This is a genomic window from Streptomyces sp. NPDC058662 (genome assembly GCF_042716255.1).
Lineage (GTDB): Bacteria > Actinomycetota > Actinomycetes > Streptomycetales > Streptomycetaceae > Streptomyces.
Window position 1 is genome coordinate 15,178 of record NZ_JBHXRU010000082.1, and the last position, 13,846, is coordinate 29,023.

13 protein-coding genes, 1 tRNA gene and 1 pseudogene are annotated in these 13,846 nt (G+C 68.2%); 8 read left to right on the forward strand and 7 right to left on the reverse strand.

Features of this window, described 5'->3' with window-relative positions; genetic code table 11:
* Window positions 1-465: 465 nt before the first annotated feature.
* The 3 genes from ACFWUQ_RS24185 to sigJ form a co-directional block, all read right to left on the reverse strand.
* Entirely contained in the window at window positions 466-669 is a 204-nt protein-coding gene (locus ACFWUQ_RS24185; protein WP_384541590.1) for a cold-shock protein, read from the reverse strand.
* Window positions 670-1,199: 530 nt separating this feature from the next.
* A complete protein-coding gene (locus ACFWUQ_RS24190) occupies window positions 1,200-1,742 on the reverse strand; it encodes a hypothetical protein (protein ID WP_384541593.1) in 543 nt (180 codons plus the stop codon).
* A 406-nt stretch (window positions 1,743-2,148) separates the two neighbouring features.
* A complete protein-coding gene (gene sigJ, locus ACFWUQ_RS24195) occupies window positions 2,149-3,111 on the reverse strand; it encodes an RNA polymerase sigma factor SigJ (protein ID WP_384541596.1) in 963 nt (320 codons plus the stop codon).
* 171 nt (window positions 3,112-3,282) lie between these two features.
* Between sigJ and ACFWUQ_RS24200 the strand changes: the two genes are divergently transcribed.
* From ACFWUQ_RS24200 to ACFWUQ_RS24210, 3 genes are all read left to right on the forward strand, one after another.
* On the forward strand, window positions 3,283-3,687 hold the full coding sequence (locus ACFWUQ_RS24200; RefSeq protein ID WP_384541599.1) for a hypothetical protein: 405 nt from the start codon (window positions 3,283-3,285) through the stop codon (window positions 3,685-3,687).
* Window positions 3,688-3,832: 145 nt separating this feature from the next.
* Window positions 3,833-4,252 carry a DUF998 domain-containing protein gene (locus ACFWUQ_RS24205; RefSeq protein ID WP_384541602.1) on the forward strand — a complete coding sequence of 140 codons (420 nt, stop codon included), beginning with the start codon at window positions 3,833-3,835 and terminating at the stop codon, window positions 4,250-4,252.
* Window positions 4,253-4,358: 106 nt separating this feature from the next.
* Window positions 4,359-4,571, forward strand: coding sequence for a DUF4287 domain-containing protein (locus tag ACFWUQ_RS24210; protein WP_384541605.1), 213 nt, complete (start codon window positions 4,359-4,361; stop codon window positions 4,569-4,571).
* Window positions 4,572-4,950: 379 nt separating this feature from the next.
* Here ACFWUQ_RS24210 and ACFWUQ_RS24215 read toward each other — a convergent pair whose 3' ends face one another.
* Complete coding sequence (locus tag ACFWUQ_RS24215; protein ID WP_384541608.1) at window positions 4,951-5,634, reverse strand: TetR/AcrR family transcriptional regulator C-terminal domain-containing protein; 684 nt, start codon at window positions 5,632-5,634, stop codon at window positions 4,951-4,953.
* 117 nt (window positions 5,635-5,751) lie between these two features.
* On the opposite strand from ACFWUQ_RS24215, the gene ACFWUQ_RS24220 reads away from it, so the two are divergent.
* The 3 genes and pseudogenes from ACFWUQ_RS24220 to ACFWUQ_RS24230 all read left to right on the forward strand — a co-directional run.
* Window positions 5,752-6,456: a DUF4386 domain-containing protein gene (locus ACFWUQ_RS24220; RefSeq protein WP_384541611.1), complete on the forward strand. Its 705-nt coding sequence runs from the start codon at window positions 5,752-5,754 to the stop codon at window positions 6,454-6,456.
* Window positions 6,457-7,348: 892 nt separating this feature from the next.
* Window positions 7,349-9,370 (forward strand): restriction endonuclease, encoded by a 2,022-nt coding sequence (locus ACFWUQ_RS24225; RefSeq protein WP_384541614.1) that lies wholly within the window; start codon window positions 7,349-7,351, stop codon window positions 9,368-9,370.
* A 291-nt stretch (window positions 9,371-9,661) separates the two neighbouring features.
* Window positions 9,662-10,003, forward strand: a pseudogene (locus tag ACFWUQ_RS24230) (site-specific integrase); the annotation flags it as partial.
* A gap of 25 nt (window positions 10,004-10,028) precedes the next feature.
* On the opposite strand, the gene ACFWUQ_RS24235 reads toward ACFWUQ_RS24230, so the two are convergent.
* On the reverse strand, window positions 10,029-10,754 hold the full coding sequence (locus ACFWUQ_RS24235) for a hypothetical protein (RefSeq protein ID WP_384541617.1): 726 nt from the start codon (window positions 10,752-10,754) through the stop codon (window positions 10,029-10,031).
* Window positions 10,755-10,930: 176 nt separating this feature from the next.
* A tRNA-Gly gene (locus ACFWUQ_RS24240) sits at window positions 10,931-11,004 on the reverse strand.
* Window positions 11,005-11,500: 496 nt separating this feature from the next.
* Here ACFWUQ_RS24240 and dcd point away from each other — a divergent pair.
* Both dcd and ACFWUQ_RS24250 read left to right on the forward strand, forming a co-directional pair.
* Complete coding sequence (gene dcd / locus ACFWUQ_RS24245) at window positions 11,501-12,088, forward strand: dCTP deaminase (RefSeq protein WP_384541619.1); 588 nt, start codon at window positions 11,501-11,503, stop codon at window positions 12,086-12,088.
* Window positions 12,085-12,582 carry a phosphoribosyltransferase gene (locus ACFWUQ_RS24250; protein WP_384541622.1) on the forward strand — a complete coding sequence of 166 codons (498 nt, stop codon included), beginning with the start codon at window positions 12,085-12,087 and terminating at the stop codon, window positions 12,580-12,582. Before dcd ends, ACFWUQ_RS24250 begins: the two co-directional genes overlap by 4 nt.
* 185 nt (window positions 12,583-12,767) lie before the next feature.
* Here the strand turns inward: ACFWUQ_RS24250 and ACFWUQ_RS24255 are convergent, their stop codons facing one another.
* Entirely contained in the window at window positions 12,768-13,664 is an 897-nt protein-coding gene (locus ACFWUQ_RS24255; RefSeq protein ID WP_384541625.1) for a Yip1 family protein, read from the reverse strand.
* Window positions 13,665-13,846: the final 182 nt, after the last annotated feature.

Here is a 13,846-nt window from a genome sequence, read left to right on the forward strand (position 1 = left end):
GCGCTGAGGCGCCCGCTCCCGGGCCGCGGGGGGGCCCCCCCCCGCCCGGGGGGGGGGCCCCCCGCCCCGGGGCCCCCGACCACCCCCCCGGGGGCCCCCCCCGCCCCGGGCGGGGGGGCCCCTCTTCACTACTCTCTTCGCCCTACGGGTGTCGCCCGAGCCGGACCGTCGCTCGGACGGCCGCCGGGACGCCGGTCATCGCGATGCGACGGCGGGCGAAGGGGGTCTCACAGGCCGCACATCGTCGGCGGAAATAGACGAGATCCGGCCGCGAAACGGGCGGAATGAAATGCGGGAAAATGCGCCCCACGAAAAAGGGGTCCCGTCCGGCGGATCTGTACGGCCGGAAATCGAGCCGACGTTCGGGACGGGCTGCACCTCATATGGCGCCTTACAAAAAAATGTGCAGCTGGGGCCCGCACCCCGAAGGATGCGGGCCCCAGCTGCACACGGTACGCGTGGGCGTCAGGCGGGGACGATGTTCTCGGCCGTCAGACCCTTCTGGCCCTGCGCGATGTCAAAGGTGACCTTCTGGCCTTCCAGCAGTTCGCGGAAGCCCTGGGCGGCGATGTTCGAGAAGTGGGCGAAGACGTCCTCGCCGCCACCGTCCTGCTCGATGAAGCCGAAACCCTTTGCCGCGTTGAACCACTTCACGGTGCCAGCAGCCATTGTCATATCTCCTTAGGGGCAGTACACCAGCGTCCGCGCCGCGCGGACACCGTGTCGCCGCGATGATGCCCCGCCCGGAAAAGACCGGAAATGTAAAGCGCCCCCGTGGCGGCACAATGGCCGGCCGGAAGCGCTTGAAAATTTGGGTACCACAACTGCAACCGAGATCGACACTAGCACGGAGAGAGGGCCCATGTGTGCCGAATATGTCCATCCCGGGCGGTGCGACAGAAACTCTCTTTGCCGCGTCCATTGAATTCTCAGACCGCGGTGACAGATATTGACTCACCCCGAGCGCAGCGTTCCGCGAAAAACCCCGCCCGACGTGGGCACCGGGGACGCGTCCCTCCCCGCGCGGCCGGGCCGGGCGGCGCATCGTGCCCCGGCGCGCACTCCGGCGAGGCCAAGCGCCCGGCACCTCTAGTGCCGGCGGAATGACGAGGCCCCGGGTCGCTGAGCCGAGGCTCTGCCGATGATCGACCCGTCGCGATCGGCCCGTCGTGATCGGAGCGCTTTGTCGGCCGGTACCGCTACTCAGGCCGGCAGCACCCCGCGTACGGTCCAGGTCCGCTGTAGTAGTGGATGTCGATGGGTCGTCGAACGGCTGCGCTCTCACCCGGGGGGATGGTCTCGCCGCAGTTCGGGCATACAGGAACTTCCGACGGATTGACTCGGACAAGGGACGCGTTCTTCATCGCCATGACCGCTTCCACTGTCGCCCTGCCGTGGCCTTGGAGCCCCTGCTGCAGGAACTCGTAGGCTCCGTAGACGTGGCCGCACTTTTCGCACGGGAGCCGGTTGGAGAAGTGGACTACGTCGACCAGGCCGAGTTCTTGCTCGATTCGGGTCAGTTCCTCGGGTGGCACTTCCTCAAGTCCGAGCCGCCTTCTTCGATCAGGGCTCCAATACCATGCGTTGATGGCTGAGGCCTGACTCCGAGAGACATAGAACGTGGCTGACACGCCGCTCTGAACCGTCTTCGCCACGATTTCGAGTATGGCAGCGTCACTCGCGGAAATCACACACGTAGCGTTGTCAACAAGGGCGTCGACGGCCGCGATTCTCTCTTTCATCGCTACAACCTCCCGGGTGTTCCGGTGGGTGCTCCTCGCGTCAGCGGCTCAGCAGATCTCCGGCCGACATCGAATGACTGTGCTGTCATCCGCCTTTGGCAGGCCGGACCTGCTGGCATTCCCCCGCTGTAACCGTATAACGGGCCGATGAGGGACGCGACTGGGCACGGTGCGCTCCGTCGGCCGGACGCGGGCGGCAACGACGCATCAGCGGCCGGCCGGCCGACTCCTACTCCCGGGTGCGGAGGGGAAGCTGCCAATAGGTTCCCGGAGTCACCAGGTCGGATTCATGGGCAGGAAGCACGAGTTGGGCGCCGCCACGGGCGGGGAGCTTGGTCATGCCGTGGCGCGGCCCGAGCTGCGAGGGATGCGGCGCGTACCGCGTGCTCGGATTGATGGCGACGGGTCAGCTCTGCCCGTTCTCGGTCCACGGACGGAGTTTCTCCGGGTTGCGGACCGCCCAGATGCGAGTGATGCGGCCGGCCGTGAGGCTGAACGACGCCACCGTGACGGTGACGCCGGCGTGCTGGGCGACCAAGCCGGGGCGGCCGTTGACCGTCCGCTCCAGGAGCGTCAGCCCAGGGGCCTTGTCGGCGATGTGGACCAGGTACTCGGCGATGCGCTCGCCGCCCTCGACCGGGCGCAGGACGGTGCCGACCATGCCGCCGCCGTCGGCGGTCATCGTGGCGCCGGGGTCGAGGAGGTCGACGAGGGCCTTGATGTCCTTGGCCTCCCACGCCTCCTTGAAGTCCCGCACCACACCGGCCTGTCCGGCCGTCGCGGCCGCCGGAGCCTGCGTGGCGCCGATACGCCGCCGGGCTGAGGACGCCAGCTGCCGGCAGGCCGCGGGCGTCCGGCCGACGATTTCGGCGATCTCGGCGAAGGGGTACCGGAAGACGTCGTGCAGGATGAACGCCACGCGTTCGGCCGGCGTCATCGACTCCAGCACGACGAGGAAGGCCATGTTCACCGACTCGTCCAGGGTGACCCGGTCGGCGGGGTCGGCCGGCTCGGTCCTTCCGTCGCTCGCCGGTCCGCGGAACCACTCCGTCCGGTCGGGCAGCGGCTCGGGTATCCATGCGCCGACGTAGCGCTCGCGCCGGGCCCGCGCCGAACCGAGCATGTCCAGGCAGATGCGGCTGGCCACCGTCGTCAGCCAGGCGCCGGGGGACTCGACGGCGTCCTGCCGTTGGCGGGACATCGCGTACCAGCGGGTGTACGTCTCCTGCACGGCGTCCTCGGCCTCGGACAGCGAACCGAGCATCCGGTAGGCGAGGTTGGTCAGCCGGCGCCGCTCGTCGACGACAGCGCTCAGGGCCGGCTCGGACCGTTCATGTCCCAGATCGGACCGCTCGGATGGGGTGCTCATGGCTGCGTCCGCTCCCTGGTTCGTCTCGTCCGGTTCCGCTCTCGGCACTTCGACGAGACACCGCACCGGAGTGTGAGGTCGGCGCTTCGCCTCACATGTCGAGGAGCTGCGTCGTCGGACCACCGAGACACTACTGATCCACCGCCGCGAGGCAGAAGAGGGGACCGCGTCATGGCCACGCAGACGACGGCAGTACCGGGCAGAGTCACGTTCCCGCAGGTCGCGATAGCCCTGCAGACGTTGGCCCTGCTCTTCCAGGCGGTCACCGCCGGCATGCTGCTGTCCTCGTCCCTCGGCGCGGTACTGCACGACGCCGGATCGAAGGTGCTGTACGGCGCGTCGATGCTGTACGTGCTGGCCGCGATCCTGGCGTGGCGCCCGGGTGGCGGGTCACCCCGCCCCATCCTGTACGCGTCCGGCTTCCTCGTACTCGCGTCGGTGCAGGTGGTCCTTGGTGTCGCGCACGTGCCGTCGCTCCATGTCCCCCTGGGCATCGTGATGTTCGGCTTGAGCATGCTGGCGCTGGGCCGGGTGGTGTCCACCCGCTTGACGGCACGCACCGGCACCCGGTCGTAGCCGCCGCGCCTCGCCGACGAAGCGGTACGGGTCGGCCGTGCCGCGTCCGGCCAGCGCGTGTGGCTCAGCTCACACGTGCTGAACCGATCAGTTCCTTCTCTCCCACCGGTCAATACGTGTGACCCCTCAACGAGGAAGGCACGCCATGGCCCACACGCTCAGCTCCCCCACCGACGCCGTCCGCTCCACCGCTGATTCGCGGCCGGTGACGCGGCGCCTGATGGCCGGCGGCCTCGTCGCGGGCCCGCTGTTCCTCGGCATGGGCGTCGTCCAGGGACTGACGCGCGACGGCTTCGACTTCACCCGCAACGCGATCAGCCAGCTCGCCCTCGGCGAGCCGGGATGGATCCAGGTGGCGAACTTCCTGCTCACCGGAGCCGCGGTCATCGCCGGAGCGATCGGGATGAGCCGGGCGCTGCGCGGCGTCCCTGGCGGGGCCTGGGCGCCGCACCTGGTCGGTGTGTTCGGGGCCTCGTTCCCGTGGGCGTCCTCGCCGGGTTCGCGGGCTCTTCCGCCTCTGTCCTCGCCTTCACCGTGGGAGCTGGGCTCGGCCTCGCAGGGCTGACGGCGGTGACGGCCAAACTAGTCACCGCGGCGCCGGCGGCGAACGGTTAGTCAGCCGACCGAGGAAGATCATCCAGATCTGATCACGACATGAAACGGAGGCACCCATGACCGATGCCGTAAAGGGTCCTGCCAGCTACTTCCCCTCCATCGAGAAGAAGTACGGCCGTCCCATCGCCGAGTGGAAGGACCTCATCCGCACGTCCCCGCTGACCAAGCACATGGAGCTGGTGGCCTGGCTCAAGTCCGAGCACGGTCTCGGCCACGGTCACGCGAACGCCCTCGTCGCCCACACCCTCGCCGAGGGCGGCGGTAAGTGATCAGGAAGGGACGCCCGGACCGGCTTCCGCGCCCAGCCGTTCCGGCACGCGGAACAGCGGGAACAGGCGCGCCGTGTCGCGAAAGGCCGTGATGCTCGCGATGCGGTCGCCGGAGAACTCGACGACCTGGAGCGCCCAGGGCTCGTAGCCGGTCCCGTCGGTAGGGGGGGCGGTACGGCCGGAGGTGGGTGAGGCGTTCGGCTGCCTGGGCGGCAGATGCTGCGGCGAACGCCGGCCGCACCCACTCGGCAGCCCCCGCCGCGACCCCCGCGCCCCTCCACATCGCTGCCCACCGTCCCGCCCGGCCCGAGGGACAAGCGCTCTGCGGAGGCATGAAGTCGATTCCGATGCTGGATGCTGGACCAGCCCCCCGCGTCCGCTACGCCTTCCGCGCGGACGTCCAGCCCTGCCGGCGGAGGTTTTCGAAGCCGTCCAGGAGGAGGTCCAGGGCGAATTCGAACTCGAACTGGTCGTCGCAGCCGCCACCGACCGTGGAGCCCCCGTCGTGTGCGGCCGTCGCGGCCAGTTCCGCGATGTTCGGGTAGCGCGCCGCCAGCCCGGGGTCCGGTGGGCCGGAGGGGCCCGAGGTGTCGAACAGTTCCTGGCTGAAGCCGAGGAGGCGGCTGCCCATCGCGTGCATGACGTGGTGCGTGAGGTCGGCGGAGAGGCCGCCGTCCCGGAAGCTCCCGGCCATCGAGTCCAGGTACGCAAGTACGGCGGGGGTGGGGCCGGTCCGCGACTCGATGACCCGGACCGCCCAGGGGTGGCGCAGCAGGACCTTCCGGGCTGAGAGGATCCGCCCGCGTACCACACGCTGCCAGTCGGGGCCCGCGGCCGGCGGGTCGATCTCGCGGACGACGGCGTCGGCCATGCCGTCGAGCAGCTCCTCCTTGTTGGCCACGTGCTTGTAGAGGGCCATCGGTACGACGTCCAGCTCCTGCGCGAGCTTGCGCATGCTGAGCGCGTCGATGCCGGTGGCGTCGGCGAGCGCGACGGCGGCGCGCAGGACGCGGTCCCTGTTCAGGGGGATCCGTTGTACGCGCGTGGCTTCCGGCCGGGTCATTCCGGTTCGGCCCCTTCCCTCCTCGACTGCCTTCTCCTTGACGAGTGTACGGCGTACACCTATGTTTGCTGCCAGGTGTACGGCGTACACCACCACCGAGCGAGGGGTACGACAAACATGAGTCCGGACCGGAGAACCGCGGTGGCCGCCGGGTCGCTGTTCCTGTTGACGGAGGTTGCCGCGATAGCCGGGGCGATCCTCTACCGCCCCCTGCTGGGCGCCGCGGACGGCGGGCTCGCGGAGGGCGCCGACACGCGGGCACTGCTCGGGGCGCTCTGCGAAGTGGTGTTGGTGGTGGCGGTGGCCGGTACCGGCGCGGCGCTGTTCCCCGTCCTGCGGCGCCACGGCGAGGGGCTCGCACTCGGGTACGCCTTCGGTCGGCTACTGGAGGCGGCCGTCATCGCCCTCGGCATTGTCGCCGTCCTGGCGCTCGTCACCCTCCGGCGGGACGGGGGAGCCTCGGACGGCGCCGATGCGGCGCTGGTGGCCGTGCACGACTGGACGTTCATGCTCGGGCCAAACATCGCCCTCGGCCTGAACACCGTCCTGCTCGCCTACCTGGCGTACCGCGCACGGCTCGTACCGCGCTTCATCGCCGTGCTCGGGCTGGTCGGCGGACCCCTGATCTGCGCCTCGGCCGTCGCCGTGATGTTCGGGGCCTACGAGCAGCTCTCCGCGGCGGGGGCGGCCGCCGCGCTCCCGGTGTTCGCCTGGGAGTTGGCGCTGGCCGGGTGGCTGATCGTCCGAGGCTTCGGACCCGGCTCGGGCACCGCGCCCCGGACACACGGAAAAGCGGCTGCTCCGACAGACGCCCGCCGATGAAGCCGCCCCGACCCGGACGGCCGCCCCGACCGCTACGAAGCACGGCTGGGGCACGGCCCCACTCGTACCTCGGGGCCCTCTTCACCGTTGTTCTCCGCTCGGAAGGGCGGTGAGCGCTGTCCCACGTGTTTCCTTCCGCCCCAAGCCGCGAGGCTAGGGCGGCTTAGAAGCTGCGTTGCACGAGCAAGCAGGGCATGGGAGGTTCCCAGGTTTTGGCGGGTGGAGCGGGTCGGTCGGCCGAATTCGCCGGCGACCCGCATCAAGGGGCCAGCTGTCCCCCTCCCCGTCCCCGCGTCAGCAGATGCGACTCGATCGAGCTGTGCGGCCAGAGGCGTCCAGCAAGCACGTGCGCCGCCGTAGCGATCTCATCATGCGTGAGCTCGTCGGTCTCGGGATCCAAAACGGTGGGCGGGTGCGGGCTGTGACCGGCACCGTGGATGATGCCTCGGTTTCGGAGCAACCGTCCCAAGACAGGTGTCCCATAGCGGCCGAGTTGCTCCTCGACAGTCAGGTCGAAGTCGTCGGGCGGCTCCGCATGTCTGGCTGACTTGGAGCCCGCCTTGCCCCAATCCACGGGGCTCGGGCCGGTGAGCTCGCCCCCTTTTTTTACCCTCAGGTGGGCGGTTGCCCGGCAGGCAGTGGCGACAGAATGTGACGCATTCGATCCGGATTAGCTGTTGATTGGTCAGTTCGATTTCCTTGATCGGAGTTGGGTCTCGCCTGTCAGTGGTGGGCAGTAACGTGCGCGCATGGCAGGAGCCTCTGCCGAATCACCCGACAGAGATATGAACGGAACGGCCACACCAGAATGCCTTTGGACCTCTTCAGCGCGACCGGCCAACCGGCCACCGCCCCGAGCACGCCCGCTCTCGGGGCACAGCGGAGCAGGTGGATGCAGCAGGCATCCTCCGTACCGAACCTCCAGTGCGGGAAGGACGAGATGTTCCCGCTCACCCTTGAGCTCGTTCGCCGGATCGGCGATGGTGAGGCCACGGATATCGACGCGCAACCGCAGCTTTCGAGTGTGGAGTCGTCGAGGTCCTGGCGGCGGTACTCGTACGCGCTGCGTCCGATGGGGTTGATCCAGATTCGAAAAGGAGTTCTTCAACTGACTCCCGAGGGCTCCGAACTGCTCGCGGACGAGTCGCCCTCACGTCTCGCCTCCTTGATGGCCGAGCGGATCCGGCTGTTCGCCGAGGTTCTCGGGCTCCTCGTGCGCGGGCCGCTAACGGTCGAAGAGGCCCATGCCGAGTTGATCGAGTCGTACAACCTCGACTGGACGACCGTCAACAACACGCGCCTCCGCATGACCTGGCTCGAAGTACTGGGGCTGACCGAATGGCTGGGAGAGCGGAAGCAGAGCGCGACCGCTGAAGGACGGTCGCTCTTTGCCACTTGGGAAGTCGTGACGCCTTCGGCCCTGGCCTTGCCCGACTCGGGCGAAGCGGTCGACATTCCCGAAACCCCGGAGGAGATCGCGGCACTCCTCGCGCACTTGGCCGTGACCGACGGCGCGCAGGAGGCCAGGAACACCTACAACATCTGGGTTCCGAGCCCGAAGGAGAACCCCAACAAGATCGAGAACCTGCGGACGTGCATCGCGGCCGCAGAGGACCAGATGGAGAAGGACGCGCTGCTGGGCTTTATCGCGAACCGGTTCGGCCTGAAGCGCAGCAGCGTCGACACCATGCTGCCGTTCATGCGGGCCGCCGGGCTGCTTCTGGAGGTCCGGCGCGGGGTGTTCACGGCAACCCCGGCCGCCAAGGCATGGCTGCGGTCGGGATCGGACATCGACTTCATTCGGATCCTTCACGCGAACATGAAGTTCGTCGGCGAGCTGATCCGTGCGGCGAAGGCCAATGTTCCGAGGAACGACGTGTACAGGGAAGGCATCACGTATGGCCTGAACAAGGACAAGGTGCGGTGGCTCACGGCCTTCATGCTCGAATCAGGCCTGCTCATCGAGACGTCCTGGTCGTCGGTCCAGGCCACGGCGACCGGGCTACGTCTCATCGAGACACTCCCCCTCGCCGAACCGCACCTGCCGGAGGCCGCGGCGGAGCTGGAGCTGTCGCCGGACCTGGCGCAAAGCACGCCGGGGAGACCGGATGAACCAGATGAACTTTCGCTCATCGTAGAATCACTGAGGCGCAGCGCCGTCGACCCGGGCGCCGACGGCGCGGCATCCGGTGTGGCGTTTGAGGTGTACATCGAGAGCGCGTTCAGGCACATGGGCTTCCGTGCCCAACGCATCAGCGGTTCCGGTGACACCGACATCCTTGTGCAGTGGTACGACGGCAACGGGTCGTTGCGGACCGCGATCGTGGACGGAAAGTCGACGTCATCCGGTCGCGTCACGCACAACAACGTGAGCGATGTGGCAATCGACACGCACAAGGAGAAGCGTTCCGCGGAGTACGTCGCGGTAATCGGCCCCGCCTTCAGTGGTGACACGATCAAGAACATGGCCAAGCGGAAGCAGTGGGCGCTCATCACCGCCGACGAGTTGGGCCAAGTCGTCAGCTCCGCCGAGGTCCTCGGCCTGCGGCCGGCGGACGTCGGGATGTTGTTCGAGGTACCGGACGGTCTGTCCAGGCTCGCCGGGCTCATCGACACGCGGCAGCGCGAGCTCGACATCCTGTCCCTCGTCATCTCCCGACTCAAGACCGAGTCGGAGACGGAGGAGGCCGTTTCGGCACGCGATGTCTCGCTGATCGAGCGCGGGTCGCCGTTGGCGCCGAACATCGACGAACTGCTCGACACCTTCAGGCTGTTCGACCGCCTCGACCTGGACATCGTGCGGAGCATCGAGGATGTACCGGACCCGCGCTACGCGACCTACCGGATCGGTGACGCGCGATCGGCGGCTAAGCGCCTTCGCGCCATCGCGACTTCGATCGAGAGGGGCCTCTAAGGGCTGTCCCGTCTTCCCCCGCGGGCGCGCGACGACAGCTACGGCACCTCGCTGCGTTGTCGGACCGCCCGGATACACCCGGTATGAGGACGACCCTCCGCCTTGCGATGCACCGCATCTGACGCCGCGCGGTGATCCACCGGGGACTACGGGACAGCCCTTAGGTGTGCATCTGCCGAAGCTCGGTTATACCTGGGTCCGGTCTTCCATTTAGACCGTGTCCTATGTGGTGAGGCGGATGAGGCGTTTGTAGCAGCCGATGGCGGTGGCGAGGCCGAGGAAAGCAAACTCCACATGCATCTGTACGCGGAGCAAAAGCCGGACGGGCTGCTCTTCGTGGGGGAGCGGGGCGGGCCCTTTCGGCGGACGACCTTTGGACGGAAGTGGAAAAAGGCCCGGAAGAAAGTGGGACTACCCGACGGGTTCACGCTCTACGACCTTCGTCGCACCGGGCACACGCTCTCGACGCAGTCCGGGGCGACGCTCAAGGACACGATGGTGCGGGCCGGCCAGTCCTCGGAGAAGGCTGCGATGATCTACCAGCACTCCAACCTTGAGCGTCAGCGAGAGGTCGCCGCGCGGATTGATGCCCGAGTCAGGCGCCTGCGGAGCGAATGGGGAGTCGGCTCCTGACAGCCGCGGCACACGGCATATCTGGTCAGGTGTTCTCCCGAGCGACCCACTGATCGTCATGCCATAGGTACTCGCTAAATCCAGATGAGCCGTACGTTATGAAGGGCTCTCCGTCGTCCTCGACGCGAACCGTCAGGCGCTTCCCGTCAACAAGGAGAGGTAGCTCCAGACGCCATTGGTAACGGCCTGCGGCGGCATGGGCATAGATGTGGAATTGCTCGGTCTCGCCCGGCGCTAGAGACAAATTCAGAGCCCTGATGGGGGCGCCCTCGGGACCTACCCACGTTGCCGCCCCCCACTCAAGATCCACTTGGACGCGTCGTGGATTCAGTTCGGCGCCGCCGACGGGGTAAGTGGCAACTATGCCCTTCGGCGGGTCGCCAATCGGAAGCGGCAAGCTGCGGATCTTGGGCGGCTCCACAAGGATGGCAGCAGTGTCGCGGGAGGTGATCGAGACCTTGAGGACTGTTAGGCGAGCATCGGAGCCGCCCAAGGGCCGTGCCCAGTTGTACCAATCCGTCGGATGATCTGGTGCGTCCGCTGGTAGTTCCGGCATCCAGACGGAGGCGCCCACCCAGTTCGGGTAACCCGACCAGATGATCGAGGGGTCCCGCTCGATATGAATGGCAACAGCTTTGATCTTGTAAATGCGTCGAGAGATAGCCTCAAGACGCTTTGCGAGCGGGTGCATCATGGGCGTCAGGAACAGCATCACGAACGCGCCAGCGACGGCGGCATAGAACTTGTCCACCAGCCTCCTCCCGGACTGCGGGGTGCTGGAGGCTAGCAGCGCGTGGCGGTCGAGTGTCAGGGGTCGGGGCCGGCTTCTTCCGTCGACGCGTTGGTTCTGGCACGGATCTGGCACGGGAGAGGTAGAGAGGTCTAGGCAACACGAAAGCCCCAGGTCGCTGACCTGGGGCTTTCGTATGGAGCGGATGACGGGAATCGAACCCGCGCTATAAGCTTGGGAAGCTCATGTTCTACCATTAAACTACATCCGCGCGATCTTCCAGTTGCCTGGAGTCGTATCGTCGCTCACTCTACCCCATGATCGACCCCCGGCGAATCCGTCGCGGGGTCGTTGTCGTGTGGGGTGTGCACGGGGGCGTGTGGGGGCGGGAGTTGGGGCTTACCGTGGGGGTGTGGAGTGGCGGCTGGAGTGGGTCCCGATCATCCCCTAATGTGGCGATTCGTCGCAGTACAGCTCGTTGGGGAAAGGGACTCGATGGAGCACACCGTCGTCCGTTGTGCCGAAGGGCACGTGTTCAGTACCGCCCAGTTCCCGCTGCAGCACCTCGGTGCCGGTCGGATCGGGCCGGGGCGGCTGCTGCGGTGTCCGCGCTGTGCGCGGCTGCGGCAGGCCGTGCCCGTGGGCGGCGTGAAGCGGTAGCGGGCCGGGGCGCGGCGCAGCGGGACAGGCCGCGGCGCAGCGGGACGGGGCGCGCGGGCGCCGCTCTCGATTGGGGGCGGCCCGCGCGCTCTGCGTATCCTCGGGACGTGCTTCTCTCTGACAAAGACATCCGGGCCGAGATCGACAGCGGACGGGTTCGCATCGACCCCTTCGACGAGTCGATGGTGCAGCCCTCCAGCATCGATGTACGTCTCGACCGGTTCTTCCGGGTGTTCGAGAACCACCGCTACGCGCACATCGACCCCGCCGTCGAGCAGCCCGACCTGACCCGCATGGTCGAGCCCGAGGGCGACGAGGCGTTCATCCTGCATCCGGGTGAGTTCGTCCTCGCCTCGACGTACGAGGTCGTCTCGCTGCCCGACGACATCGCCTCCAGGCTGGAGGGCAAGTCCAGTCTCGGCCGGCTCGGCCTCGTGACGCACTCGACCGCCGGGTTCATCGACCCCGGGTTCTCGGGTCACGTGACCCTGGAGCTGTCGAACCTCGCCACGCTGCCGATCAAGCTGTGGCCGGGCATGAAGATCGGCCAGCTGTGCCTGTTCCGGCTGAGCTCGCCCGCGGAGTTCCCGTACGGCAGTGAGCGGTACGAGTCCAGGTACCAGGGCCAGCGCGGGCCGACCGCCTCGCGCTCCTTCCAGAACTTCCACCGCACCCAGGTGAGGCACGAGGCATGAGCGAAGTACGCGAGAACCTGACCTACGACGGGTTCGGCCGCGCCGTGCGCGAGCTGGCGCAGACCATCGCCGACGACGGCTACGAGCCCGACATCATCCTGAGCATCGCCCGCGGCGGCGTCTTCGTGGCGGGCGGGCTGGCCTACGCGCTCGACTGCAAGAACATCCACCTCGTGAACGTGGAGTTCTACACGGGCGTCGGGACCACGCTGGAGATGCCGGTCATGCTGGCGCCCGTGCCCGAGGCGATCGACTTCACCGACAAGAAGGTCCTCATCGCCGATGACGTGGCCGACACCGGGAAGACGCTCAAGCTCGTCCACGACTTCTGCCTGGGCCATGTCGCCGAGGTGCGCTCGGCCGTCGTCTACGAGAAGTCCCACTCGCTCGTGAAGTGCGAGTACGTGTGGAAGAAGACCGACGAGTGGATCAACTTCCCGTGGTCGGTCGAGCCGCCCGTCGTCAAGCGCGAGGGGCAGGTCCTCGACGCCTGACGTGCGCGGACGTACGCCGCGGGGCCCCCGGCCGTCCGACGTTCGGGGGCCCCGCGCCGTTCACCCGGCGGGCGGCGGGCGGCGGGCGGCCGGCGGCGGTTGCGGGAAGGGCCCGGCCCCGCGGAGGTCGCGGGGACGGGCCCTTCGTGCTGTGCGGGTGAGGGGGCGCGGCCGCCGCGCCCCGGTCAGATCGTGCCGAGCTTGATGATCGACAGCAGTGCGACCAACTGGATCGCCGACGCGCCCAGCGCCTTGGGCCACGGCAGGTCGTGCGATTTGCTGACCAGCGAGGTGAACAGCGCACCGGCCGCCACCCAGGTGGCCCAGCCCAGCACCTGTACGACCATGTTGTCGCCGCCGAGGAACACCGCGAACAGCAGCCGCGGCGCGTCCGTGAGGGACATGACCAGCATCGACAGGCCGACCGTGGGCTGCCACGCGCCGTCGCCGCCCAGCTGGCGGGCCAGGGTGTGCGTCACCGCGCCCAGGAGCAGACCGCAGATGACGAAGGCCACGCCGGCCGACAGGACGATCGGTACGGCCTTCGTGAGCGTCGCGTTGATCGCGTCCTCGCGGGCGTCGTCCAGCCCGAAGACCGCGAGCAGCCCGTACAGGAAGGTCACCGTCAGCGCCGGACCCCACACGGGGTAGTCGCGCATCTGCAGGAAGGTCTGCCCGGGCCGGGTGACGATGCCGCGCAGGAGCTCCTTCCACGGGAGTCTGGGGCCGGACGGCGCGGCGTTCACCGTTCCCGCCTGGTACGTCCCGCCCTGGTTGTACGGGTCCTCGCCGATCGAGAAGGCGCGGGTGTGCCCGGGGTTGTCGTCCGGGTATCCGGGAGCGCCGTACGGGGGCTGCTGCCCCTGCGGCGGCTGTCCGTACGGGTCGAAGTACTCGGGCTCGCCGTGTCCCCCGGCGGAGGCCTGCTGCTGCGGCCACTGCTGTTGGGGGGGTCCTCCGGCGGGAGGGTAGGGCTGCTGGCCGTACGGCGGCGGTTGCTGCTGACCGTACGGCTGCTGCCGCGGGGGTTGTTGCGGGGTGCGGTTGTTGTCCCGGCCGCGTCCGATCCTGAATCCAGCCACGTGATCGAACGTACCTGGTCCGGAGAGCCGCGGTGGACGGGCTGCCCCAACACGCGGCCTTTGCGGCTGAGCTGTGACATCCCCTAGGGGGACCCCCGGGGGTCGCCGGCGCCCCCGACCGGGGGCCGTGCGGTGCCCCGGTGGAACGCGGCAGCGGCCGGTCCCCCCGCTACGGGGGGACC

What these genes read in the sequence shown, in the direction of transcription:
- ACFWUQ_RS24190 (WP_384541593.1), bottom strand. Translation starts at nt 1,742, where the DNA reads ATGAAAGAGAGAATCGCGGCCGTCGACGCCCTTGTTGACAACGCTACG.
- ACFWUQ_RS24200 (WP_384541599.1), top strand. Translation starts at nt 3,283, where the DNA reads ATGGCCACGCAGACGACGGCAGTACCGGGCAGAGTCACGTTCCCGCAG.
- ACFWUQ_RS24215 (WP_384541608.1), bottom strand. Translation starts at nt 5,634, where the DNA reads ATGACCCGGCCGGAAGCCACGCGCGTACAACGGATCCCCCTGAACAGG.
- ACFWUQ_RS24185 (WP_384541590.1), bottom strand. Translation starts at nt 669, where the DNA reads ATGGCTGCTGGCACCGTGAAGTGGTTCAACGCGGCAAAGGGTTTCGGC.
- ACFWUQ_RS24210 (WP_384541605.1), top strand. Translation starts at nt 4,359, where the DNA reads ATGACCGATGCCGTAAAGGGTCCTGCCAGCTACTTCCCCTCCATCGAG.
- ACFWUQ_RS24205 (WP_384541602.1), top strand. Translation starts at nt 3,833, where the DNA reads ATGGCCCACACGCTCAGCTCCCCCACCGACGCCGTCCGCTCCACCGCT.
- ACFWUQ_RS24225 (WP_384541614.1), top strand. Translation starts at nt 7,349, where the DNA reads ATGCAGCAGGCATCCTCCGTACCGAACCTCCAGTGCGGGAAGGACGAG.
- sigJ (WP_384541596.1), bottom strand. Translation starts at nt 3,111, where the DNA reads ATGAGCACCCCATCCGAGCGGTCCGATCTGGGACATGAACGGTCCGAG.
- ACFWUQ_RS24220 (WP_384541611.1), top strand. Translation starts at nt 5,752, where the DNA reads ATGAGTCCGGACCGGAGAACCGCGGTGGCCGCCGGGTCGCTGTTCCTG.
- ACFWUQ_RS24250 (WP_384541622.1), top strand. Translation starts at nt 12,085, where the DNA reads ATGAGCGAAGTACGCGAGAACCTGACCTACGACGGGTTCGGCCGCGCC.